Here is a 24,068-nt window from a genome sequence, read left to right as displayed (position 1 = left end):
ACATTAAAATGTTTGACAAAAAAAAAGAAACATCATTGCTACAAGGTTTATGGTTATTCTTTTGGGCAAGCCTATCTATTAGTTGTGATAATACCCTCAATAATTTTGAAATAAATACAGTGGCTAAGCCTTTAATTGTTCTGAATGCCCGCTTAGTAGCTCGACAAACACCAAGAGTTTATGTTGGAAAAATTTGGGGTGCTACTGCACAATTTCCAGTAGAAACATTTTATCGTAATGCAGACGTTGAACTTTTTGCAGATGAAAAATCAGTTGGGAAACTATTTTTAAAGGATACACTGTATATAAATCCAAATTATACTATCAAATCAAGTGTAAAGTATTCAATAAAAGTTACTGTTCCCAATATAGGATTCGTAGAATCTGAACCTGTACTTATTCCGCCTGACGGACTTTTAATAAGTGCTACTTATGATACTAAAATTACCGTAGAATCAACGGGAAATACCGTAAGAAATCCATGTCTTGTAACTGCCGTTTTCAAAAAATTAAGTGATGTTGCCGCTTATAGTGTTGATTTGATAGGATATAACGATGAAGGTCAATTAATTTGTGGGTATAATAATTTAGAAATTGGCGGAAGAACAATTGTCAAATCGCCTTGTTTTTTTGAGACAGAGACACCTTACATTGATTTGTTGGGAAATATTGGCTCGTTTAAATTTGGCAAACAGGCTTTTGTGAGTAAATGTATAGATACCCCTGAAAAAGAAGTAAAATTAATGGCTGATTTAAATTCCTACGGCTTCACAGTTCCAAGTCTCGACCCCATTAAACGATTTGAAATTCCAAATCCTATCAATAAAATTATTGTAAGTGTAGTTACTATCTCCAAAGAAGAATTAGAATTAGCAAAATCAATTCAATTAGTCGAAGGCTTTACGTCTGCTTTATCAGAGCCTTATCCTACTTATAGCAATATAAAGGGCGGTCTTGGTATTGTAACTGGTTATAATGTTTCCTACAAAATTCTGTATATCAAATAAATTTTACCTTTCTAAATCTTCTTAAAAATGCTACGTATTATCTATATTCTTGCTTTTTTATCTCTCCCAGTATTTTCTTTTGCTCAAAAAGTAACCCTGTATGGGCGTGTAACGGATGAAGACAATGACGAATCATTAATTAATGCTAATGTTTTTTTAGTAAATGAAAATAAAGGCGTTCAAACAAATCAATATGGATATTTTTCTATAACGTTTTATTCGGGTAAGCACGAAATAAAATGTTCTTATTCAGGCTATAAACCCTTCATACTAAAAAAAGATTTTTTAAAAGATAGTATTTTCACTATTGCCTTAGAATCAATTCAATTGAATGAAGTTATCGTAAAAAATGAAAGTATAAAAGACGATAAACCTGTAGGTTTTACCAATGTACCAATCCAACAACTCAAAAAAATTCCAATGGTTTTGGGAGAGGCAGATTTATTAAAAGCCTTAACTATGACCCCAGGCATTTCGGCAGGGCAGGAAGGAAGTGCGGGTTTAAATGTAAGAGGAAGTAATCCCGATCAAAATTTAGTATTATTAGATGAAGCAACAGTTTATAATACTTCACACGCCTTTGGCTACCTCTCAGTTTTCAATCCTGATGCTATCAAAAATATTGATGTTTATAAAGGGGCATTTCCTTCTCGTTTTGGTGGTCGCTTAGCATCAGTATTGGATATAACGATGAAAGAAGGAAACAATCAAGCATCAAGAGCAGAATTATCATTAGGTATATTAAGTTCAAGATTTTTGAAGGAAGGTCCCATTGGAGATAAAACCTCATATTTGGTTGCAGGGCGATTGATGAATACCCTATTACTTCAGTTACCCACGCACATAAAAACCCTTACTGGTGGAAGTGTAGATGGCGTTCCGAGTTTATGGTTTTATGATATTAACGCAAAAATCAATCACAAATTTGATGATAATAGTCAGCTATTTTTTAGTATTTACTCTAACTATGATTATTATAAAAACGTTACTCAGGCATCGGGAAACTCAAATAACGTGGGGTTGAATTGGGGAAGTATTACATCTTCATTACGTTATAATAAAATTTTTAGCAATAAATTATTTGGTAAGGCAAGTGTTGTATATAGTAATTTCAAATATCAACTTGCCAGCGAAAGTACCTATACAAAGATTAATGAAAAAATCACTAATTCTTATGATTTGACTAACACCATTCGAGACATTGGCATAAAAACATCGTTAGAATACGCTCATTCTCCATCATTTACGCAAAGAATTGGTTTGGAACATACCTTTCATTTAATTGCTCCTGGGCAATTAGAAATCACGAAGGATAATGTAAAACAAGATGTTTCCATTAACCAAAACGTCAGGATATTTTCACAAGAAAGTGCCTTGTTTCTTGAAAATGAAATAGCCCCTTTATCTTTTTTGAAATTGAATATTGGTGGTCGAGTTTCGAGTTTATCCGTTAATAATACAACTTATACAAACTTTGAGCCACGGTTAGCAACAAAAATTACCCTTAATTCCAAACACGGTTTAAAATTCGGTTATGCCCAAATGCAACAATATTTGCATCAATTAACCTCAAACGGAATTGGTATTCCAAATGATATTTGGGTAACAGCTACCGAGAAAGTGCCACCATCAAGAGCTATACAAATTGATGCAGGTTATTATTTATCATTTGGAAAAGATAGTCAATGGGAGTTATCCGTAGAAACGTATCGGAAAAAATTCACACAACTCATTGATTACCAGCAAGGTTCGGATGTAGTTACGGAGTTTAATGCAAACTGGCAGGATATTATCGTAAAAAATGTGCAGGGACTTGCCTACGGTGCGGAGTTTATGCTACAAAAAAAATATGGAAAATTAAATGGTTGGTTGTCATACACTAATGCCGTGAGCCAACGCCAAAGCCCCGAGATTAATAAAGGGGAATGGTATTATGCCCGATACGACAGACGGCATAATGTTGCGGTTGTTTTGAACTACCAATTAACCCCAAAATGGTCTTTTACGAGTAGTTTTGTGTATCAAACGGGCTATCCTGTAACTTTGCCAGAAGCAGCCTATAAAGACAGCGACGGTTATGTGAGGTTGTATTATTCAGGCAGAAATAATTTTAGAATCTCAGATTTTCACCGTTTGGATATTGGAGCAACGTATAATTTTAAAACAAAAAAGCGACAAAGAGATGCCGCTTGGAATTTGGGGATTTATAACGTCTATAATCGTAAAAACCCTAATTATTTGGAAATAGACGGGTTTTATAATTCAAGTCAATTGAGTATAAAACAACAAAGTTTATTGCCAATTTTACCTTATTTTTCGTATCAAGTAAAATTCTAAAAAATGCCTTCTGAAATTGCTCAGAGGGCATTTTTATTTCCTCTTCATTTCCCGCTCAATACTCTCTTTATACGGATGAAAATCAACTTGCAAGGTATGTCTCGGCGATTCTTTGTATCGTTTTGCCATGGCCTGTTTATCTGCTTGGATAGATTTCAGCATTTCGTCTTTGCTTGGCAATCTGGTTTCTCCTTTCAAAATTTTGGCAATCCATTTGCTTTGTACTTCCGCTAAAGGCATAATTGCGCCCAAAGGTTGAATCAACGCCAAGAAAAAGAGTCCTTGAAAATCGGGATGGACTACTTTTTTATACAACCTAAAATCATTGGTTTTCGAAACATTAAAGGATTGGTCTTTCAAGAACGGAAATGTTACTTTATAACCCGTGGCATAAACAATCATGTCAAAATCTTGTTCCGTTCCGTCTTCAAAAACAACGGTTTTTCCTCTGAATTCCTTGATATTGGGTTTGAATTTTACTAAACCTCTGCCTGATAAATTCAATAAATCTTGTGAAAGAGTTGGGTGTTCGCTCAACAAAGGACGTTTGGGTTTCGGAACGCCAAAATCTTCTTGTTTTCCTCGGGCCAAACGAAGCGCTGAACTTAAAAATAATCGCTGAATGACCATTGGTAATTTTGAAGTAAGTGAACTCGCTAAACTATCAAAGGGAATACTCCAAAGCCAATTCGGAACAATATTTGCACCACTACGGGTTGAAATTACAACCTTTCCCGAGTAGGTACGAGCCGCTTCACAGGCAATATCCACGGCAGAATTACCAATACCCACCACCAAAATATCTTTATCTTTCAGCTGTTCAACTTCCTTATAAAAATGTGAATGCAAGATTTCTCCCGTAAAATTTCCCTTAAAAGCAGGTTCTGGAAAACGGGGATTCCAATGGTGACCATTCGCTACAATTACGTTGTCGTATATATATGAGCCGTTATCCGTTTCAACGGTATAAGTACCTTCGTTATTATGGGTTACCGATTTCACTTCGGTATTGAATTGAATGTCTTCACGAATGCCAAAATGATTGACATAATCATCAAAATAGTTGATAATATGACTGTGATGGGGAAACATCGGATATTCTGCGGGCATTGGAAAATCAGAATACGCCATGATTAATCGGTTGGTATTGATATGCAAAGACCGATACGCCGACGACATACCATTATCATTATTAAACCGCCAATTTCCTCCTATTTGAGAGCCTTTTTCAAAGCAATCAAAGCTAATTCCATTTTCTTTAAGTGTCTTTGCAGCGGCAATTCCAGATGAACCTGCACCAATGAGGCAAACTGTTTTTTTTACGTTCATAAGGTTAAAGTCTTAGCTTGTGAAATACTTAATAAAATTAAATTATTATCATTTGTCAATTAGTGTATATGCATATAACTTTGAGGTAATAAATAGCTAATCACAGTTTAATGTTTGGTTTTTTGTGGCGGCTTAGAGCCAGACAAAAAAGTTTAAACTGAAAAGAAGTTTGTAAACTCCTAATACTTTTTAATCGTTTTAAAATCTTTTAATCATTGTGGCGGCTTTGGTTTTCGGATACAGATTCAGCATTAGGAGTTTATTTTTATTCTTTCGTTCCAATTAATTCTTGCCCTTGTACCGCTACTTTTATTCCCGCTACTTTTCCATCCAAACGAGTAAAAATAATCACAGCCCCAAAGCTACTTTCTTCAAATTCATCATCTTTTTTACGGATTAATTTTGTCGGTGGATAGCCTAATGCTTCTCCGAGCAACTCTCCGTCTTTGAAAAATATTTTCATTTTTTCGACCATCGGATTGTCCACCATTTTATAGTTTCCAAAATACTCTTTGAATTCAGTTGAATCGGCAACTACCGCTTTGTTGATGGCTACATTTGTTGATACATTCACCGTTTTTGCAAAAGAAGAAACGGCAAAAAATGAAGCAAGAATAGTGATAAAAAGTATTTTTTTCATTTGATTTTTGTTAGATTATTTTGATAAAAAATTTAATATTGCAAAGATTCAGCAAAGTTAAAACTAAATTATTTTAGCATGAAATATGTCCTTAAAAAATACCGTGGACTTATTTGATAAATACTAAAAAAACCTTTTCTAATTAGATTTGAAAAGGCTTTTTTAAAGACTATTTGAGTTTTAAAATTGACGTTTATTGAAACACACGAATATAATCCACCACTAAATGCTGAGGCAAAACCGTAGTACCATCAGGTTTTCCCGGCCAATCACCCCCAACGGCTAAATTGATAATGAAAAAATATTCTTCCTGAAACTCACTGAGGCCAGCGGGCGTGGTGTCAATTATATGAAATTGTACATCGTCCAAATACCAAACGATTTTCTTGGCATCCCATACAATCGAGAACACATGAAACTCATCATTGAAGGCTCCCGAAGCCAGTTTTGTATTGCCCCCATATTGAGCGTGTTGTCCATTATTATCCCAATGTGCCGTTCCGTAAGTAGTTTTATCGCTTCCGTTGCCTAAACTTCCCCCAACCATTTCCATAATATCAATTTCGCCACATTTTGGCCAACTTACGGTCGTGATATTTTTTCCTAACATCCACAAAGCAGGCCAGATTCCTTGTCCTTTCGGTAGTGCCGCCCGAATATCAACTCTGCCATATTTGAGGTTGAATTTGTTTTGCGTAGTTAATCTTGAAGAAGTATAAATTTGATTTCCCGCCGATTCATTTTTGGCTTGAATGATTAAATAACCATCTTTAACGCTGGCATTTTCTTTTTTATAATACTCCAATTCATTATTTCCCCAACCGTTATTATTACCAATTTCAAAATTCCAATTGGCTTCATTTAAACTTGTTCCGTCAAACTCATCCGCCCAAACCGATTTTAAATTTGCGTAAGATGTTGGGGTAGTATATCCTTTGGCAGGTATAATTGAAACGGGTGTTTTAACTGGATTATCATTATCATCATCTGAATTTGCTACGTAGCCAATGGGTTGTTCGCAGGCATCATAAGATACTGCTTTATTACCTTTTCCATCACCGTCGGCATCTTGGTACCACGTTTTTTTCACGCAAGGTTCTTCACCTTTACTACAAGAAATAGTTAACACTGTGAGTAAAAATAAGCCAATGAGTAAATTAAGAGCAATACGCATATTTTTCATGTTATTTTTGGATAAAAGTTTTGTTGATAAGAAACCGTTGTATAGAAATGTTTATAAAATATCGTTATTTTAACATTTTATCTAAAGATTCTTTAATTCTTTCGGTTTCACTTGGTCTTGGGGCGTTATCATCCACTACATTTCCATTAGTATCGATCAAAATATATCTTGGAATTGAACTGATATTAAACTTCGTGGGAATCTCCGAACCAGCAGGATTTGGCAGCACAAAACTATGACCATCGGGCAAAGCAAAATTCTTATTTGCCGAAGCCCAAGCATCTTTATCCTCATCCAGTGAGATATATACAAAATTTACTCCCTTTGCAGCGTATTCCTCTCTCAAAGCCTGTGAAGAAGGCATTTCACCTTTGCAGGGTCCGCACCAACTCGCCCAAAAATCAATGTAAGTTACTTTGCTTTTAGTAGTAACATCCTTAAAATCAACCACTTTACTACTCGCATCCGCCAAAGAAGTGGGCGTTAAAGCAACGGCTTGGACTGTTGAGACATTATTCGTTAAAGCCGTTTCAGTTGGCTTTTTTGAGGTACATTTTGAGAAAAGGATTATTGAAGTAAGAGCGAATAGGAAAAGGTATTTTTTCATGATTTTTGATTTGGGATGATTTTGAGTTTAAAATTACTGATAAATCAAAACATATTCTAAAAAAATTTATAAATTGTTATGCAAGCATACTATTTTTATTTACTTTCGTGTTCTAATTTGAAAATTAAAAAACTCATTCTCAAAATGAACGTAGCATATATTTATGATGCCGTCCGCACACCAAGAGGTCGTGGAAAATCGGATGGTTCGCTCCACGACATTCAACCTGTGTCGTTGGCTCAACAAGTTTTGGAACAACTCCGTGACCGTAACCATCTGGATACCAGTTTAATAGATGATGTAATTATGGGTTGCGTTACGCCCATTGGTGAACAAGGGGCAGATATTGCTCGTACGGCTGTGATTGGTGCTGGTTACGACCAACGGGTTGCGGGTGTGCAAGTAAACCGTTTTTGTTCGTCTGGTTTAGAGGCGGTAAATATGGCGGCAGCATACGTTATGTCAGGTCAGCAAGAATTGATGATTGCGGGTGGAATTGAGTCGATGTCACGGGTAGCGATGGGGTCGGATGGTGGTGCCATGATGATGAATCCGCAATTGATTGCGGCTCATAAATTCGTTCCACAAGGAATTTCTGCCGATTTGATTGCCACAAAATATGGCTATACTCGTGAAATGGTAGATTCGTATGCCGTTGAATCGCAAAGAAGAGCGGGTTTAGCTCAAAAAGCTAATCGTTTTGAGAAATCTATGTTTGCCGTAAAAGATGACATTGGTATTGATGTTTTGACATACGATGAAGGTATGAGACCCGAAACGACCGTTGAATCATTGTCAAGATTAAAGCCTTCTTTCGAGATGATGGGACAAATGGGTTTGGATAATTTGGCTTTGATGAAATACCCAGAATTCAACGAAATTCGTCACGTACATCATGCCGGAAATTCATCACAAATTGTGGACGGCTCCGCTGGCATTTTGATTGGAAGCAAAGAAATGGGCGAAAAATTGGGCTTGAAACCAAGAGCAAAAATCACGGCTTTTGGGGTTTGCGGCTCAGAACCAACGATTATGTTAACTGGACCAGTACCCGCAACGCAAAAGGTTTTGAAGCGTAACGGTATGAATATCAACGACATAGATTTATTTGAAATCAACGAAGCCTTTGCGGCAGTACCAATGTTGTTCATGGATATTTTGGGCGTTGACCCTTCAAAAGTAAACGTAAACGGCGGGGCAATTGCCCTCGGACATCCGCTTGGAGCAACGGGTGCAATTATCCTGATGACGCTTTTGGACGAATTGGAAAGAACAGGAAAATCAACGGGATTAGCCAGTTTGTGCATCGGTGGCGGAATGGGAATTGCTACGGTGATTGAAAGGGTGTAATTTTCGGTGAACGGCACACGGTAAACGGTTCACCGAAAACTTCGCCGAGAACCTTTTACCATTTACCGTTCACCGTGTACAGAAATTTAAACAAAGAAAAATGTGAAAGCTGAATCTTTTGAGGACTTGGAGGTTTGGAAGGAAGGCATGCGATTGAATGTAGAGGTATATAATTTACTGAAAGAATGTAGAGATTATGTACTTCGAGACCAGATGCAAAGAGCAGCCGTTTCTGTTCCTTCTAGTATTGCAGAAGGTTTCGAACGACAAACTAATAAAGAATTCGCTCAATTTCTTTACATCGCCAGAGGGTCAGCAGCCGAATTAAGAACTCAGATCTATTTAGCTATTCAGTTAAATGTTATTGATAAAAAAGTGGGTATGGAATTAGTCAATAAAACAAAGAAGATTGCTTCAATGCTCTACAGGTTAATTCAAGCTCGAAAGACAAGTACATTTTAATACACAAACAATGTGGTTTTCTCCCCGTTTACCGTTCACCATGAACCGTTTACCAAAATGAAAACCGTTTACCTTTATTTAAAATGATTTCATATAATATAAAAAATAACGTAGCTATCCTCAGCATCAATGTGGCGAATCAGCCGATGAATGTTTTGAATAGCGAATCAATTACTGCTTTGGGCGAGGCTTTGGAAAAAGCATATACTGACACTGAAGTAAAAGGAATTATCATCACCTCAGAACGTCCAGAATTTATTGCTGGGGCAGATTTGAGGATGATTTTAGAAAATAATGGCAAAGCTCCTGCCGAATTATTGAAACTTTCGATGGGCTTAAATAACCTTTTCCGCAAAATGGAAACCAACGGAAAACCCGTAGTTGCCGCCATGAATGGAACGGCTTTGGGCGGCGGTTATGAAGTCTGTTTGGCCTGTCATTATCGGGTGGCGCTGAATGCTCCAAAGTCCGTAATTGGTTTGCCAGAAGTAACCATTGGCTTGTTGCCAGGTGGCGGCGGAACGCAACGTTTGCCCCGCATGATTGGGATGGAAATGGCGGCTCCGATGTTATTGGAAGGTAAAAAAATCTCTCCAAAAGAAGCATTCGGCATGGGAATGGTGGACGCTTTGGCAGAAACTCCCGAAGAAATGATGGAAAAAGCGTTTGCATTTATCAACACAAATCCAAATGCTATTCAGCCTTGGGATGAGGTGAATAAGAAAACGGGGAAAATTCAAGCAAGAGAAAATTTCAAAGTTCCAGGCGGTAATATTCTGACTCCCAAAGGATTACAATTAATGATGGGTGGAACAGCCATGATCATGGGGAAATCGCAGGGAAATTATCCTGCACCTATCGAAATCATGTCGTGTGTGTATGAAGGGCTTTTGGTAAATATTGATAGAGCTTTGGTGATTGAAGCTCGCCATTTTGTAAAAGTTGCGAATTCGTCTGTTGCCAAAAACTTGATTCGTACTATGTTTTTCGGTTTGAATGAAGTGAATAAAGGTGTTGGTCGTCCGAAAGGAATTGATAAAACGGATGTCAAAAAATTAGGCATTTTGGGTGCGGGCATGATGGGTGCGGGTATTGCTTACGTATCGGCAATGGCGGGAATTCAAGTTGTCTTGAAAGACGTTTCGATGGAAGCCGCCGAGAAAGGAAAAGCCTATTCAAAAGCAATTTTAGACAAAGCGATTTCGAGAGGAAAAATGGATTCTTTGAAAGCAGAAGGCATTTTGAACTTGATTACCCCAACGGATAATTACGCCGAAATCGAAGGGGCAGATTTAATCATCGAAGCCGTTTTTGAAAATTGGGAATTGAAAGCCACCGTAACCAAAGATTCTGAGCCATTATTGGCAGCAGGAGGGGTTTTTGGCTCAAATACCTCTACTTTACCGATTTCAAAATTGGCGAATGCTTCCGCAAAACCAGCAAATTTTATCGGAATTCACTTCTTCTCGCCCGTTGATAAAATGCAATTGGTTGAAATAATTATGGGTAAAGAAACCTCTGATTATGCTTTGAGCTTAGCAATGGATTACGTGAAAAAAATCCGCAAAACGCCAATTGTGGTGAATGATTCGAGAGGATTTTATACCTCACGAGTGTTCGGAACTTATACTTCGGAAGGCATCGAATTATTGAAAGATGGTGTAAATCCGGTAGTTATTGAGAACATCGCCAAGCAAATCGGAATGCCCGTTGGGCCTTTGGCAGTTTCGGATGAAGTGGCTTTAGATTTAGCGTATAAAATTTCTGGAAGTGCAGTCAAAGACGGTCTTTTATCCGAAAATGATTCGACTTATCAAGTCAGCAAAAAGTTTACCGAAATGGGACGTTTGGGCAAAAAAGCCAAAGCAGGTTTCTACGAATATCCAGAAGGCGGTAAAAAATATTTGTGGGAAGGTTTAGCAGAAATGTTCCCTGTAAAAGCCGAACAAATCTCAACGGACGATATCAAAACGAGATTATTATATCGTCAGGTTTTAGAAACGGTAAAATGCGTAGAAGAAGGCGTAATTCGCACCAATTTAGATGCAGATTTAGGTTCAATTTTCGCATGGGGATTTCCTCCATACTTAGGCGGAACGCTCTCATTTGTGGATACAGTCGGCATAAAAACCTTCGTTTCAGAATGTGATAGATTGGCTGCCACGTATGGAGAACGATTTAAACCAACGGCAAAATTGCGAGAAATGGCGGAAGCTGGGATTGGGTTTTATGAGTAGAGGTTGAAAGTAAAAGGCGAGTCGTGAGGCTCGCCTTTTTTTTGTGGGGATATATACGGATTTGTATATATGCAAGATTGTATATATGTACTCACATCTGGCTTGAATCATAGATTTTGAGTAAATTAGAAGGTAAGTTCGTGAGGCTTGCCTTTTTTGTGAAATTATGCAAACAATAGATAATATACCTCTTAAAAATTTTGATGGATTATTTGAGATAATACACTTATTTGAAGATACAAATAAAATAACTTGTAAGTTGCTTAATGCCAAGCCTTTGGGTTTTTATAGTAGAGTTGTTATTAGAAAAATAGAAAAGAATAATGATTTTAGAATTGTTTTAACCATTTCTAAAACGACAAATAGTGTTCGTTTTTGGGGAATGGAAACTGAAAAAATAGAATATCTTATAATAGAGATTAAGGGAAATCATTTTAAAATAGAAAATGCCTTTATATGCAATATCGAAGAGTCGTTTGGTACTAACTTTAAAAATGCAAAAGTAACGGCACAATTTAACGAACTTATTAAAATTCAAAATAATGTAGATTTTCATTTTCAGCGCTTAATAATACCATGTGAAAAAGATATATTCTTTCCTTTTTATTTTGAAGATGCAAGAGGATACAAGACAGAGGAAAAAGTGATAATGGGTTTAATTCCTCTTTTAATTGATTCTCAAAATTTTGAAACATTCAAGCATATTAAAGAAATATCTTCAATAAAAAGGAGTTATTTGATAATTGATTCAATCAATGAAATGACACTTGAAGTCTTCCAAAATTATGTTTACTCCATTTTAATTGGATTTGGATATATAACAGGTTGTTTTCTTCAGAATCTCGGCTTCTACTTTTCTTATGATAAATATAAAAAATTGCAAGGAATTCAAATTCAAGGTAAGCGGAAATCGGTTTACACATTTCTATCTCCTATTTATAAAAATCCTTATGGTGTATTCCAAAACAAGGATTATCACGACAAATATTGTAATATTATTAGGGGAGTTAAATCATCTGAAATATCAAAATTATGTCATTTAATTAATTCTTCACAAGATTTTATGGTGATAATTCTTCTGATATTAGAATCTTGTGCAGTAACACAAATTATACAACCTGCAGGGTTTGCAGTGGCATTAGAAGGCTTTTCTGCATTTATAAAGAAAGAGCTTGAAAAGGAAACAGAAAAAAAATCCCCTAAACTTTCATCAAAAATTTTAGGGGATTTGAAAAAGATTTTGAAAGATAATGAAGAAGAATTAGGAGAAGCATTTGCCCTTTTTTATAAAAAAATAGAACAAATCAATCAACCTACAAATAAAGATACTCTTCTAAAACCATTTGAATATCTTAAAATTCCCATCAGCGATACCGATAAAGAGACAATTGCTCATAGAAATGATTTATTGCATGGGAGATACGATTTAAAAAGTACATTTGAAAGCGAAAGTAATCAAAATTATAGATTTTTAATTTCCACAAGGCTTTATACTTTGTTATCTGCATTGATTATGAAATATATTGGATTTGATAACATGATTATAAATTATCCAAAAAAGTACGAGTATTTGCTTAATATTACCTCAGATGAAGAACCATTTAGACAAATATAGATTTCCCAACCCCATGAAAAAAACACTACTAACCCTCCTAACAACTGCCCTGATTTTCAGTATAAAAGCTCAACAACTTTCGGTTGAGCAAATTATGCAGGATCCAAAATTTACCATTGGCGCTTTGCCTTCAAATATCTTTTGGGCGGAAGATTCTAAGACCATTTATTTTAACTGGAATCCAGATAAAAACAAGGCTGATTCGCTCTATGGAGCTTCATTGGCTGAGAAAAAACCGTTTAAAATTGCTCCGCAGGTGCGTCGAGCATTACCTTCAAATAATGGAAATTATTCTACTGATTTTGGCAGAAAAATTTATTCCAAAAATGGTGATTTATTCTTGATGGATTGCCGAACGATGGCGATTCGGCAAATTACAAATACCGTTGAATCGGAGTCTAATCCAAGCTTTAATGGTAAAGATGATAAAATCGTTTTCACGAAGGGCAACAACCTTTTTAGCTTCAATATCAGCAATGGAGAAATTGACCAATTGACCAATTTTCAGTTGGGAACTAAGAAAGCTGAGCCTAAGTTGAGCGAGCAGGAAAAATGGCAAAAACAAGACCAATTAAGTCTATTCGGCATTTTAAAAGAACGTTCCGATAAGAAAAAAGAAGGCGATAAAATCCAAAAAGCGGATTTACCAAAACGTGCCAAAGAGATTTTTGTGGAGGATAAAAACGTTTTAGAACCACAATTGAGTCCCGATGAAAAATATATCACTTATCGTTTGACAAAATCGGCAACGGGAGCCAAATCGGCTTTTGTGCCAAGTTATGTAACCGAATCTGGTTTTACCGAGGATTTACCCGCCCGCACGAAAGTGGGAGCCGCCCAAACATCGTATGAATTTTGGGTTTATGACATCAAAAAAGATACTGCTTTGCAGGTTTTAACGAAAACAATTGAAGGAATTTTCGACGAGCCTGATTATTTGAAAGATTACGTAAAAAAATCACTTGTCGTTAAAAAAGATACCGCCAAAAAGAAACCTGAACCCAGAAAAGTAATTTTCAGTAACGTTATTTGGTCAGAAGATGGGAAATATTGCGTTTTAGTCGTAAAAAGTCAGGACAATAAAGACCGTTGGATTATGCGTCTCGACCCTGCTACGCAACAATTACAAACCATTGACCGTCAGCGTGATGAAGCTTGGATTGGTGGACCTGGCATTGGTGCTGGGGGAAATGCAGGAACGATGGGTTTTTTGGCCGATAATCAAACGCTTTACTTTCAGTCGGAAGCTGATGGATATTCGCATCTTTATGCCGTGAATTTATTAACTTCCGTTCGCAAGCAACTCACAAAAGGAAAATTTGAAGTTCAATCGGTGCAATTATCTCGTGATAAACAAAATTTTTATCTCACCACAAATGAGGTGAATCCTGGAGAGCAGCATTTTTATCGCATGGTAGCAACGGGTGGCGTTCGGACTCGTTTGACGAAAATGACGGGTTCCAATCAAGTGGTTTTATCGCCAGACGAAACAAAATTGGTCTACTTAAACTCCTTTTCAAATCGCCCTTGGGAAGTATTTTTACAGGAGAATGAAGTGAATAATGCTCCTTCGCAAATCACAAAATCGCAGAGTCGTCAATTTAAAGAATACAAATGGCGTGAACCCGAAATTGTCACTTTCAAAGCCGAAGATGGTCAGGATGTTTACGCTCGTTTATACGAATCCAAAACTGGTGAGCAAGGCAAAAAACCAGCCGTGATTTTCGTTCATGGAGCGGGTTATTTACAAAATGTTCACAAGTGGTGGAGTCAGTATTTCAGAGAATATATGTTCCATAATATGTTGGTGGATAATGGTTATACCGTGCTGGATATTGATTACCGTGGTTCGGCGGGTTATGGGCGAGATTGGCGGACTGGAATTTACCGTTTTATGGGTGGAAAAGACCTTTCTGACCACGTGGATGCTGCTAAATACTTAGTTGAACAACAGGGAATTGACTACAAGAAAATTGGTATTTACGGTGGTTCGTACGGAGGATTTATTACTTTGATGGCGATGTTTACCAAACCCGATGTTTTTGCGGTGGGTGCAGCTTTACGTCCCGTAACGGATTGGGCGGCTTACAATCATCCTTATACCGCTAATATTTTGAATGAACCACAAGCGGATTCAATTGCTTATCAGCGAAGTTCTCCCATTTATCACGCTGAGGGTTTGAAGGGAAATCTATTAATTTGTCACGGAATGGTGGATGTCAATGTGCATTATCAAGATGCCGTTCGACTTTCGCAACGACTCATTGAACTCAGAAAGGAACACTGGGAGTTAGCATCTTATCCCATGGAAGACCACGGTTTTGTAGAACCAACGTCTTGGATGGATGAATATAAGCGGATTTTTAAATTGTTTGAGACGACTTTGAAGCAGTAGATTGTAAAACAAAATAGATTGTATGAAGCATCTACTTCATACAATCTATTCTTGCCATTTAGATTTTCGATATTGGTTTGTAATAAAATTTATGATAAAATTGTACGCAGTAGATAGAAAATTGTTGCTGATAATAATATAGTTACTGGCAGCGTAAGTACCCAAGCCATCACAATATTTTTAATTGTTCCACCTTGTAAATTCTTGATTCCTTTTGAAGCAACCATTGAACCGGCAATACCCGAAGATAATACGTGCGTAGTTGAAACAGGCCACTTATAAGCCGTTGATAAACCAATCGTAATTGCGGCAACTAATTCTGCCGCACCACCTTGGGCATAAGTAAGATGTTGTTTTCCGATTTTCTCCCCGACTGTTACAACGATACGTTTCCAGCCAATCATTGTTCCTAAACCTAATGACACGGCAATCATCCACATTACCCACTGTGGCGCAAAGTCAGTTAAGGATGATAATCCATTATTAGAATTTCCGAAAGTAAAGAAAGGTGCTTTTTTACCAGAGGTTGCATTTTTTAAGGCGTTTTTGTCATCTGCACTTAAAGTAACAGCATCACTTTCCATTAATTTTTTTGAATACTTATTGATATTCAAAACGTCTTTCCGTATTTCTAATTTCGTCTCAACGGTTAAATTTTTGGCATTAAGCGTTTTATTACCAAAAATCACACTGAGGCTTTTCGCTCCTTTCAAAACAGTTGCATAACTCTCTTTTTCAGTTGAAGAAAGCTTGTTCGTGTCAATTTTAGCAATTATTATCTGAACTATCGATACTTCTTTTTTTAATTTAAAAGGGTCAACGTCTGTATTTATCGCAAAAAAATGTGGTAAAAAAGCAATTAGGACCAACATTACCAAGCCTATACCTTTTTGTCCATCATTGCGCCCATGGAAAAAACTTACCAAGGTACAAGTCATGACTAATAAACCTCGAATCCATAGCGGAGGCGGTGTATCTTTTTTGGGTTCTTTAAAAATATCTTTATTACTGATTGATTTTCTTAAAATATACATAAACACAATAGCTACTGCAAAACCAAATAGTGGCGATAATAAAAGTGCTTGACCAATTTCAACAGCTTTGTCCCAGTTTACCGTTGACATCCCTTTATTATTTTCTGGCAATAATGCGTATCCTATTCCAATACCAATAATTGAACCAATTAGTGTGTGAGAGGATGAGGCTGGAATACCAAAATACCAAGTTGCCAAGTTCCAAATGATGGCAGAAATCAACATTGAGAATGCCAAAGCCATGGCATGGTAAACATTGGGGTCAATGAGCAGTTCCGTGGGCAACAATCCAATAATTGACATAGTTACTCCTACTCCACCAGTAAGTAATCCTAAGAAATTCATCATTCCAGACCAAACTACTGCTTGTGTAGGTTTCAACGTGTTTGTATAAATAACAGTTGCAACTGCATTGGCTGTGTCATGAAACCCATTCACGAATTCAAAAGCACACGCTAAAAATAAACAAAGAAATAGAAGAATAAACAGAGATGTTTCGAGTCCGAACATTGTGGTTTTGGTTTGAAAATTTGAAAATGAATTTATGTAATACATTGAAAATAAGCATCTAAGATTTACCATTAGTCTTTTTCAAAGTATTACAATTTCAAATCGGAGTTATTCATATTGGTATTTAGTCATAAAGGTAGGTCGCTTGTGTTTCTCTAATGTTAAGGAATTGTTAAATTTGGTTTTTCTTAAAACATATAGAGATTAAGCAGAAATAAAAAAAAGCCCTCCAAATCATATTAAAAGGGCATTTTTGCTTGGCATTTTGTATTTATTTTTCTACAAAATATTATGTAACTTTTAATAAATGTACGGTTACAGACTCGTTATCAATCTATCAAAATCTTCTTCTTTATCAAACACTCCTCTTCTTTTATTTTGATTCATTTCCAACATTTTAATAAAATATTCGGGTGGATAAAAACCTTTTAATCGCCCCAAAACCTTCCCATTATAATCTAAAAATAAGGTTGTTGGCAATTGTGTTACTTTATATTTTTCCCCAATTTCTAATCCATCAGTATCATCGGCATCAACTTTATACGCAAAATATTTCAAACTAATAATCGAAGCAATCAACTCATCTGAATAGGTTTCTCGTTCCATTTTCTTACAAGGTCCACACCAAGAGGCCGAAAAATCTAAGATAATTGGTTTTTTCAAGCGTTTGGCTTCCTGCAATAAATCCTGATAACTTCCTGTAAAAAATGAGGCTGAAATAATATCTTGGGCTTCTATCTTTGCGGAAATCAATAAAAAGGCTATGATTAACAATTTCTTTATCATATCATATTTGATGAGGTAGTATTAGAAATAGCGTATTTCAATAATCAAGCCAAAAATTTTCTATTTGCAATTTTAACCCTATAAAATACTGATTATCAGAATTTTAACCGCAAAAAAAGTCCTAAGAAATTTTCTTAGGACTTTTTTTGCAGAAAAATTAAAAGTCTTAAAGAATTACTCCTAATGCTTTCAACGTTTCAATACTTCTATAATTACCAGTTGATAAGTTTTTATCTTTTTGGAATTGTAAAATAGCAGCCTTAGTTCTTACGCCAATGATGTCATCAATTGGACCTGGATCATATCCTTTGGCTTTCAATGCTTTCTGGATTTGAATAATCATGGCAGTAGTCAAGTTTTGGTCACAAAGAACTTCCGTCCACTCAGCATACGAATTACCCGATGTTTGAGCAGTAGTCGTATAAGAACCATATTCAGCAGGAATAGTTGTTTCAGTAGTTTTTGCCGCAGCTTTAACAACAGTCTTAGTAATCGTTTTGTATTCCGCAGGAATTTCAACTTCACGAGTCGCAGCAGCACTACCTACAACCTGACGAGTACGTGTTCCGTATTGTGCAGGTGTTTCGATTACTTTAGTCGTTGCCGGAGAAATTAATACTTGTTTAGAACGAATTGCATATTGCGCCGGTACTACGATTTCACGAGTGGCAGCAGCAGTAGCTACCACTTGCTTCGTAATCGTTTGATAGCAACTTCCACCAACAGCTAATTTACCAGTACCCGTTGTAGTTGCAACAGCACTGCTCTCACTTGGAGTTGCACATGGTGTAGTAACATCTAATAAACGAACTGTTGCAGGAGAAACCACTACTTGCTTAGTGCGAGTTGCGTATTGAGCCGCAATTGGTTGCTCTTTCACTTCAGCATCTTTCACTAATACTTGTTTCGTAATCGTAGCATATTCAGCAGGAATAGCAGTTTCACGAGAAGAAGCAGCTTTTGCTAATATTGTTCTTGTAATCGTTTTGTATTCAGCAGGAACTTCTTTTTCCGTAACACGAGCAGCTTGGTCAACAACTTCACGAGTGATGGTCTCATATTGAGCAGCAATCGCAGTTGAAGTAGCAAACATAGCATTTACGTTAGTTCCAGTAGCAGTAGGCGCAACAATAACTTGTTTAGTAAATGTGGCATATTCAGCAGGAATTACAACTTCACGAGTTGATGCTGGAGTAGCTAAAACTTGCTTAGTAATCGTTTGATACTGAGCAGGTGTTGTTACTTCTTTTGTTCCAGCAGGAACTTTCAATACTTGTTTTGTGATTGTTTTATATTCAGCAGGAACAGTTACTAAACAAAGAATACGGCAATCTTCTGGATTAGCAGACAAACATCCTGGGTCAGCTTTACCTCTTTCGTATTTAGTATATTCGTCACGAATTTTAATTTTTTCTGTGACAGTTTCATACACTGGTAGCGTTGTTACTAAAGCAGTTGATGCTTCTTTCAATAAGATTTGCTCAGTTACCGTTTTGTAAGTGGCAGGAACAACTTCTAAGCGTTTAGAGACCTCTTTCACCAAAATTTGCTCGGACATTGATTTATAACCAAATTGTTGAGCCGCTAAAACAGTTGAAGCATCTTTTATCAAACGCTGCTCAGTTACTCTTTTGAAAGTACCTGGAATAACCGTCAATACTTTTGAGGCTTCTTTTACTAACACTTGCTCAGAAGCAGTTTTGTATTCAGCAGGGATAGTCTCCACCCGTGAGTATGCAGGTTTCACCATGTATTGCTCAGTTTCTGTTTTGTAAACCGCAGGAATAACTGTATAAGTTTTCGATGCTGGTTTAGAAACATACTGCTCAGTTTCTGATTTCAATACTGCTGGCACAACTTCTTGTTTTTTACAAGGACTTCCTGTTACAACTGCTCCGTCCATTCCGATGAATGATTTACGAGCATTGTCCCAAGAACCTGCTAAGAAAGAACCTGTTGGACAACCACCCACGAAGATATTTTCGGTAATTGTTTTGTAAGTTGCAGGAATTACTTCCAAACGCTTAGAAGCCTCTTTCACTAAATAACTTTCTGTTTCTGTTTTGTAAACTGCAGGAACAACTGTTACTGTTTTACCAGCTTCTTTTACCAATACTTGCTCTGAAACCGTCTTGTAAGTCGCAGGAATTACTTCCAAACGCTTAGAAGCCTCTTTCACGAGGATTGATTGGGTTTCCGTACCCATTGCCGCAGGTACAACCGCAAGGGTCTTTCCAGCTTCTTTGGCTATGTACTGCTCAGTTTTAGTGGTAAACTGTGCAGGCTTCAAACATTTCGCATAACACTTACCGTTTACGGCGTTAGGCGGTAGGTCATTTTGGGCAATTGCCACAGTACTGACCAAACTGAAGGTTACTGCTGTATAAAGCAGTGAAAAGTTGAGTTTCTTCATGTTGTTGTTAGAAAAAATAAATCAGGTGTTAATGGGGATTTGATTTAATGGACAAATATATACGGGGTTTTGGTAAAATGCAAAGCAATCAATATCTATGTATATATCGCATATATTCACTTTGTCTTAGAACGAATAAAACGAAATAAAGTAACCAATATCACATATAATACTTAATGTTTATAGCTCCATTTTATGGCGGGAAGCTTTGTAAGGAATACACTATTGCAGAGTGTAGAGAGCGGAAATGATAATTCTTGCGTAAATTTGCAGATGTTTTACAAGCATTGCAAATTTTTTATTAAAAATGAAATGCTTTTCTACATATTTTTTTCAAATTGTTTTAATAATTATCATTTGTTAATAATTTAGCAAATTACACTTATTTTTTGTTAATATTTATCAATTCCCATAGTGTTACATAATGACTTTTTATTCATGTTTCCTTGTCAAATTTTATATATTTATAAATGAAAATATCAGAAGCAATTTTTATACAGAGTAATACGGATTATCTAAAATGTCCGAAGCCTGATAAACCAGAATATGCCTTCATTGGAAGGTCTAACGTAGGGAAATCTTCGTTGATAAATTCTATTGTTCAAAAAAAGAATTTAGCGAAAACTTCGCAGACGCCTGGAAAAACGCAATTAATCAACCATTTTGAAATTGATAAAAAATGGTATTTAGTCGATTTACCCGGCTATGGTTATGCAAAAGTTAGTAAAACTGACCGTGAAAAATTTGAAACGATGATTCACGAATATCTCGAAAATCGGGAGAATTTATTGTACACTTTTGTACTGGTAGATGTCAGACACGAACCTCAAAAACTGGATATTGAGTTTATCAATACATTGGGAGAAAGAGGAATTCCTTTTTGTATTGTTTTCACAAAAGCCGACAAATTATCGAAAACAGCGGTGGATAGAAACGTGGAATTATACCAACAGAAAATATTAGAAACGTGGGAAGAAATGCCGCAATTTTTTGTAACATCTTCCGTTAATGGAAGCGGTCGTGAAGAGATTTTACACACGATTTCGGATTTAAATAAAGAGTTTTAGGAAAGTGATGCGTTTCGAGAGGTAGGAATTTATTAAAATCTCTCATTTTCTTTGTAAAGATTTAACCAGTATTTTTGTAAAAATAATCATCAAATAAAATAATCAACTTGGCGTAAGTATTTTAGCTGAAATTCACTTGAAAACTTATGACTAACGAATAATAAAACAAATGGAATTATTAAAAGAAGTTGCGAATATCTCAGGACAAAGCGGTTTGTATAGAATTTTGAAACCTACTCGCACGGGTGTAATCGTGGAAAGTTTAGACGGTAAGAAAGCTCGTTCAGTGGTAGGTGCAAATGCTCGTGTATCAGTTTTGAAGGATATTTCGGTGTATATGGCGAATCATCAAGATAATGCCATTCCGTTGGGAGATATTTTTATGGCAATCAAAGAAAAACACGGCGATAAAGTAGAAATGGATGTAAAAAATTCAACGGATGCCGACCTTTTCGATTTCTTGGATTCAGTAGCACCTGATTTTGACCGTGAGAAAGTTTATTCATCTGACGTTAAAAAGATGATAAATTGGTTTAATATTCTTTCGGCAAATATGCCCGAGGCTTTTGTGAAAACGGCTGAACCAGAAGTTGAAAAAACCGAAGAAGCGTAATTAGTTAATAATTAACAGAAAATAGATAATAGTTAAAATTTTGTTGATTCATCAAAAGGTTCTATGGAATTAATATTTCACAGAATCTTTTTATTTTGTAGCCAAAGTTGTAATTTTCAACTATTAAATATAAACTATTCATCATTAATTATATGAAAGCTGTACTTTGCAAAACCTATGGGCCTCCAGAAACACTTGTCGTTGAGGACGTTAATTCTCCGAATGCTTCCCCTGGAAAGGTCGTAATCAGCATAAAAGCCTGTGGCGTAAATTTCCCTGATACGTTAATTATTCAAGGAAAATACCAAATAAAACCACCGATGCCTTTTTCGCCAGGTGGAGAGGTTTCTGGCATTATCAAGGAAGTTGGCGAAGGCGTAACGCACTTGAAAGTAGGCGATAAAGTGTTTTCATTGACCAGTTTTGGCGGTTTTGCCGAAGAAGTTGAAGCCGATGCAAAAACGACATTATTAATGCCCGAAGGACTGGATTTTATCACGGCTTCGTCGGTAATGTACACATACGGCACATCCTATCATGCTTTAAAAAACCGAGCTGAATTGAAAGCGGGCGAAACCCTTTTGGTGTTGGGCGCTGCGGGTGGCGTTGGTCTGGCAGCCGTTGAATTAGGAAAAATCATGGGAGCAAAAGTAATTGCGGCAGCTTCAACGGATGAAAAACTGGCACTTTGCAAAAAATATGGTGCCGATGAAATTATTAATTATTCAACTGAAAATTTAAAAGACCGCATCAAGGAAATCACGGGCGGAAAGGGTGTGGATGTGGTTTACGACCCCGTTGGTGGTCAATATTCCGAACCTGCTTTTCGTTCAATTTCTTGGAAAGGTCGTTATTTAGTCGTTGGTTTTGCAGCGGGCGATATTCCAAGTTTACCTTTAAATTTACCGCTTTTGAAAGGTGCATCCATTGTGGGTGTATTTTGGGGAGCATTTGCCACAAACGAACCGAAAGAGAGTTTTCAAAATTTTAAGGAATTATTAGACTTCATTACCAAAGGAAATTTAAAACCGCATGTACACGCCCAATATTCACTCGAACAAGTATCCGATGCTTTATACGAAATGCTGAATCGGAAGGTGATGGGAAAAGTGGTGATTGTTAATTGACAATGGATAATTGACAGTAGATAATTATTAATGGTTAATTTGTAATTTACAACTGCCAATTGTTCATTATCAATTGTCAACTGTCAATTTATTCACCGTAATTCCCTCTTCTCATCTTTCAAAGCATACAAAAACACGACTTTTTTCTTGGATACATTTTCAATAAACGGTTTTAGAATTTGTTCGGCCGATTTTTTAGTTTGTTCCAAAATACCCATATCCTTGGCGTTTTGTGCAATCTGACTTTCCGCTTTTTGAAAGGCATTATCCACTAACTTTGCTTCATCCAAAAAGGCATATTCTGTACTATAAACCTTTGATTTTGAATGGTCTATCTTATAACTACATATTTCTGGATCGGGTAAATGAACGACCAAAATACTATCTTTTTCACTAATATCGCCCAATCTAATTTTGGTTAAATCCAAACATCCCGTGGCTTCTCCCGAAACGATTAAAAGCACTTTTGCATCGGGCAATAAATCCTTTTTAATCTTGCTTTCTACCACATCTCGAAAATTGTATTTTACTAATTCCAACTTCCCCATTGAAGAAATTTGTTGTAACAAAACATTATGTGAAACCTCCACTTCTCCGCTACTAAAAGGATTTTTAAAATCTTTCACTTTTTCCCAAGCATAGATGGCAAGGGCAATCACTAAAAAAAGAGGAATTAAACGAATGAGTCTGCGAAGCATGGATTTGTGTTTTTGTTTGAGAACAAGCGTGGATTGACATAAGTTTGGTTATCTCACAAATACCTAAAATCCAAAGGATTAGCATACAAAAACTCATAGCCAGTCTGTGAAATCAACTTTTGTGAACTAATTATTTTAAACGGTATCTCTTCAGAAGGTTCTTCAAAAATGGGTTTCTCAAAGCCTAATTCTTCACAATTTTTAAAATAAATTTCCTTCCGAATCGGATGTATAGGCGAAACTACGTTAAATGTTTCATGCCAAAAACCTTTCTCTAATATCAGGGTAATTATTTGAATTACATCTTGCTGGTGAACATAATTCACGGGAATTCCTCCCGTATTAATCGTCTTTCCGGCAAAGTATTTTGCGGGTATTCTTTCACCGCCCATCAATCCTCCACAACGCAGAATCGTAACGTTTTTGGAAAGGATTTTTAGTAAATTTTCGACCTTAATTAACGCATGATTTTCTAAAACTTCATCCTGTTCCGTTACTTCACGATTCAAGTCTGGATAAACGGAAGTGGAGGAAGTATAAATAATGGATTTGATGCTGGATGAAGGCAAATATCCCATCAAAGATTGGATTTGCTGTACGTGAAAATCTTCTCCGTATTTGCCCGCTCGTGGAGGAATGCAGATGATTAAAATTTCGG

General features: G+C 36.4%; 19 protein-coding genes. 10 read left to right on the top strand and 9 right to left on the bottom strand.

Going from position 1 to position 24,068, the window contains the following annotated elements:
* Positions 1–8 precede the first annotated feature (8 nt).
* Positions 9–1,007, top strand: a complete 999-nt coding sequence (locus AC1W31_RS11260) for a DUF4249 family protein (RefSeq protein WP_481734546.1) — start codon at positions 9–11, stop codon at positions 1,005–1,007.
* A gap of 27 nt (positions 1,008–1,034) precedes the next feature.
* Complete coding sequence (locus AC1W31_RS11255; RefSeq protein ID WP_481734545.1) at positions 1,035–3,344, top strand: TonB-dependent receptor; 2,310 nt, start codon at positions 1,035–1,037, stop codon at positions 3,342–3,344.
* A gap of 33 nt (positions 3,345–3,377) precedes the next feature.
* Here the strand turns inward: AC1W31_RS11255 and AC1W31_RS11250 are convergent, their stop codons facing one another.
* From AC1W31_RS11250 to AC1W31_RS11235, 4 genes are all read right to left on the bottom strand, one after another.
* Positions 3,378–4,673 carry a flavin-containing monooxygenase gene (locus AC1W31_RS11250; RefSeq protein WP_481734544.1) on the bottom strand — a complete coding sequence of 432 codons (1,296 nt, stop codon included), beginning with the start codon at positions 4,671–4,673 and terminating at the stop codon, positions 3,378–3,380.
* Positions 4,674–4,938: 265 nt separating this feature from the next.
* The gene (locus AC1W31_RS11245; protein WP_481734543.1) at positions 4,939–5,313 is read right to left on the bottom strand and encodes a DUF3471 domain-containing protein; all 375 of its coding nucleotides are present in this window, start codon (positions 5,311–5,313) and stop codon (positions 4,939–4,941) included.
* A 193-nt stretch (positions 5,314–5,506) separates the two neighbouring features.
* Positions 5,507–6,496 (bottom strand): glycoside hydrolase family 16 protein, encoded by a 990-nt coding sequence (locus AC1W31_RS11240; protein ID WP_481734542.1) that lies wholly within the window; start codon positions 6,494–6,496, stop codon positions 5,507–5,509.
* A 64-nt stretch (positions 6,497–6,560) separates the two neighbouring features.
* Positions 6,561–7,103 carry a TlpA family protein disulfide reductase gene (locus tag AC1W31_RS11235; protein ID WP_481734541.1) on the bottom strand — a complete coding sequence of 181 codons (543 nt, stop codon included), beginning with the start codon at positions 7,101–7,103 and terminating at the stop codon, positions 6,561–6,563.
* Positions 7,104–7,247: 144 nt separating this feature from the next.
* On the opposite strand from AC1W31_RS11235, the gene AC1W31_RS11230 reads away from it, so the two are divergent.
* The 5 genes from AC1W31_RS11230 to AC1W31_RS11210 all read left to right on the top strand — a co-directional run bounded on the left by AC1W31_RS11230 (position 7,248) and on the right by AC1W31_RS11210 (position 15,162).
* The gene (locus AC1W31_RS11230) at positions 7,248–8,453 is read left to right on the top strand and encodes an acetyl-CoA C-acetyltransferase (protein WP_481734540.1); all 1,206 of its coding nucleotides are present in this window, start codon (positions 7,248–7,250) and stop codon (positions 8,451–8,453) included.
* Between the two features lie 102 nt (positions 8,454–8,555).
* The gene (locus AC1W31_RS11225; protein WP_481734539.1) at positions 8,556–8,915 is read left to right on the top strand and encodes a four helix bundle protein; all 360 of its coding nucleotides are present in this window, start codon (positions 8,556–8,558) and stop codon (positions 8,913–8,915) included.
* A gap of 83 nt (positions 8,916–8,998) precedes the next feature.
* Positions 8,999–11,152, top strand: coding sequence for a 3-hydroxyacyl-CoA dehydrogenase NAD-binding domain-containing protein (locus AC1W31_RS11220; RefSeq protein WP_481734538.1), 2,154 nt, complete (start codon positions 8,999–9,001; stop codon positions 11,150–11,152).
* 166 nt (positions 11,153–11,318) lie between these two features.
* The gene (locus AC1W31_RS11215; RefSeq protein ID WP_481734537.1) at positions 11,319–12,767 is read left to right on the top strand and encodes a hypothetical protein; all 1,449 of its coding nucleotides are present in this window, start codon (positions 11,319–11,321) and stop codon (positions 12,765–12,767) included.
* Positions 12,768–12,780: 13 nt separating this feature from the next.
* Complete coding sequence (locus AC1W31_RS11210; protein ID WP_481734536.1) at positions 12,781–15,162, top strand: S9 family peptidase; 2,382 nt, start codon at positions 12,781–12,783, stop codon at positions 15,160–15,162.
* A gap of 89 nt (positions 15,163–15,251) precedes the next feature.
* Here AC1W31_RS11210 and AC1W31_RS11205 read toward each other — a convergent pair whose 3' ends face one another.
* The 3 genes from AC1W31_RS11205 to AC1W31_RS11195 form a co-directional block, all read right to left on the bottom strand.
* Positions 15,252–16,706, bottom strand: a complete 1,455-nt coding sequence (locus tag AC1W31_RS11205) for an inorganic phosphate transporter (RefSeq protein WP_481734535.1) — start codon at positions 16,704–16,706, stop codon at positions 15,252–15,254.
* A 315-nt stretch (positions 16,707–17,021) separates the two neighbouring features.
* A complete protein-coding gene (locus tag AC1W31_RS11200; protein ID WP_481734534.1) occupies positions 17,022–17,492 on the bottom strand; it encodes a thioredoxin family protein in 471 nt (156 codons plus the stop codon).
* Positions 17,493–17,658: 166 nt separating this feature from the next.
* The gene (locus AC1W31_RS11195; protein WP_481734533.1) at positions 17,659–19,905 is read right to left on the bottom strand and encodes a peptidoglycan-binding domain-containing protein; all 2,247 of its coding nucleotides are present in this window, start codon (positions 19,903–19,905) and stop codon (positions 17,659–17,661) included.
* A 470-nt stretch (positions 19,906–20,375) separates the two neighbouring features.
* Between AC1W31_RS11195 and yihA the strand changes: the two genes are divergently transcribed.
* The 3 genes from yihA to AC1W31_RS11180 all read left to right on the top strand — a co-directional run bounded on the left by yihA (position 20,376) and on the right by AC1W31_RS11180 (position 22,712).
* A complete protein-coding gene (gene yihA, locus AC1W31_RS11190) occupies positions 20,376–20,972 on the top strand; it encodes a ribosome biogenesis GTP-binding protein YihA/YsxC (RefSeq protein ID WP_481734532.1) in 597 nt (198 codons plus the stop codon).
* 169 nt (positions 20,973–21,141) lie between these two features.
* Positions 21,142–21,585, top strand: coding sequence for a DUF5606 family protein (locus AC1W31_RS11185; protein ID WP_481734531.1), 444 nt, complete (start codon positions 21,142–21,144; stop codon positions 21,583–21,585).
* A 152-nt stretch (positions 21,586–21,737) separates the two neighbouring features.
* Positions 21,738–22,712: an NADPH:quinone oxidoreductase family protein gene (locus AC1W31_RS11180; protein WP_481734530.1), complete on the top strand. Its 975-nt coding sequence runs from the start codon at positions 21,738–21,740 to the stop codon at positions 22,710–22,712.
* A 92-nt stretch (positions 22,713–22,804) separates the two neighbouring features.
* Here the strand turns inward: AC1W31_RS11180 and AC1W31_RS11175 are convergent, their stop codons facing one another.
* Positions 22,805–23,410: a DUF4230 domain-containing protein gene (locus AC1W31_RS11175; protein WP_481734529.1), complete on the bottom strand. Its 606-nt coding sequence runs from the start codon at positions 23,408–23,410 to the stop codon at positions 22,805–22,807.
* A 53-nt stretch (positions 23,411–23,463) separates the two neighbouring features.
* A partial coding sequence (locus tag AC1W31_RS11170; protein WP_481734528.1) for a Rossmann-fold NAD(P)-binding domain-containing protein occupies positions 23,464–24,068 on the bottom strand: 605 nt, incomplete at its 5' end.

This window comes from Arcicella sp., from assembly GCF_964672035.1.
Note: the sequence above shows the minus strand (reverse complement) of the source record. Positions and strands in the feature narration are given on the sequence as shown.

What these genes read in the sequence shown, in the direction of transcription:
- AC1W31_RS11245 (WP_481734543.1), bottom strand. Translation starts at nt 5,313, where the DNA reads ATGAAAAAAATACTTTTTATCACTATTCTTGCTTCATTTTTTGCCGTT.
- AC1W31_RS11240 (WP_481734542.1), bottom strand. Translation starts at nt 6,496, where the DNA reads ATGAAAAATATGCGTATTGCTCTTAATTTACTCATTGGCTTATTTTTA.
- AC1W31_RS11235 (WP_481734541.1), bottom strand. Translation starts at nt 7,103, where the DNA reads ATGAAAAAATACCTTTTCCTATTCGCTCTTACTTCAATAATCCTTTTC.
- AC1W31_RS11215 (WP_481734537.1), top strand. Translation starts at nt 11,319, where the DNA reads ATGCAAACAATAGATAATATACCTCTTAAAAATTTTGATGGATTATTT.
- AC1W31_RS11200 (WP_481734534.1), bottom strand. Translation starts at nt 17,492, where the DNA reads ATGATAAAGAAATTGTTAATCATAGCCTTTTTATTGATTTCCGCAAAG.
- AC1W31_RS11210 (WP_481734536.1), top strand. Translation starts at nt 12,781, where the DNA reads ATGAAAAAAACACTACTAACCCTCCTAACAACTGCCCTGATTTTCAGT.
- AC1W31_RS11195 (WP_481734533.1), bottom strand. Translation starts at nt 19,905, where the DNA reads ATGAAGAAACTCAACTTTTCACTGCTTTATACAGCAGTAACCTTCAGT.
- AC1W31_RS11185 (WP_481734531.1), top strand. Translation starts at nt 21,142, where the DNA reads ATGGAATTATTAAAAGAAGTTGCGAATATCTCAGGACAAAGCGGTTTG.
- AC1W31_RS11220 (WP_481734538.1), top strand. Translation starts at nt 8,999, where the DNA reads ATGATTTCATATAATATAAAAAATAACGTAGCTATCCTCAGCATCAAT.
- AC1W31_RS11180 (WP_481734530.1), top strand. Translation starts at nt 21,738, where the DNA reads ATGAAAGCTGTACTTTGCAAAACCTATGGGCCTCCAGAAACACTTGTC.
- yihA (WP_481734532.1), top strand. Translation starts at nt 20,376, where the DNA reads ATGAAAATATCAGAAGCAATTTTTATACAGAGTAATACGGATTATCTA.
- AC1W31_RS11250 (WP_481734544.1), bottom strand. Translation starts at nt 4,673, where the DNA reads ATGAACGTAAAAAAAACAGTTTGCCTCATTGGTGCAGGTTCATCTGGA.
- AC1W31_RS11205 (WP_481734535.1), bottom strand. Translation starts at nt 16,706, where the DNA reads ATGTTCGGACTCGAAACATCTCTGTTTATTCTTCTATTTCTTTGTTTA.
- AC1W31_RS11255 (WP_481734545.1), top strand. Translation starts at nt 1,035, where the DNA reads ATGCTACGTATTATCTATATTCTTGCTTTTTTATCTCTCCCAGTATTT.
- AC1W31_RS11175 (WP_481734529.1), bottom strand. Translation starts at nt 23,410, where the DNA reads ATGCTTCGCAGACTCATTCGTTTAATTCCTCTTTTTTTAGTGATTGCC.
- AC1W31_RS11230 (WP_481734540.1), top strand. Translation starts at nt 7,248, where the DNA reads ATGAACGTAGCATATATTTATGATGCCGTCCGCACACCAAGAGGTCGT.
- AC1W31_RS11260 (WP_481734546.1), top strand. Translation starts at nt 9, where the DNA reads ATGTTTGACAAAAAAAAAGAAACATCATTGCTACAAGGTTTATGGTTA.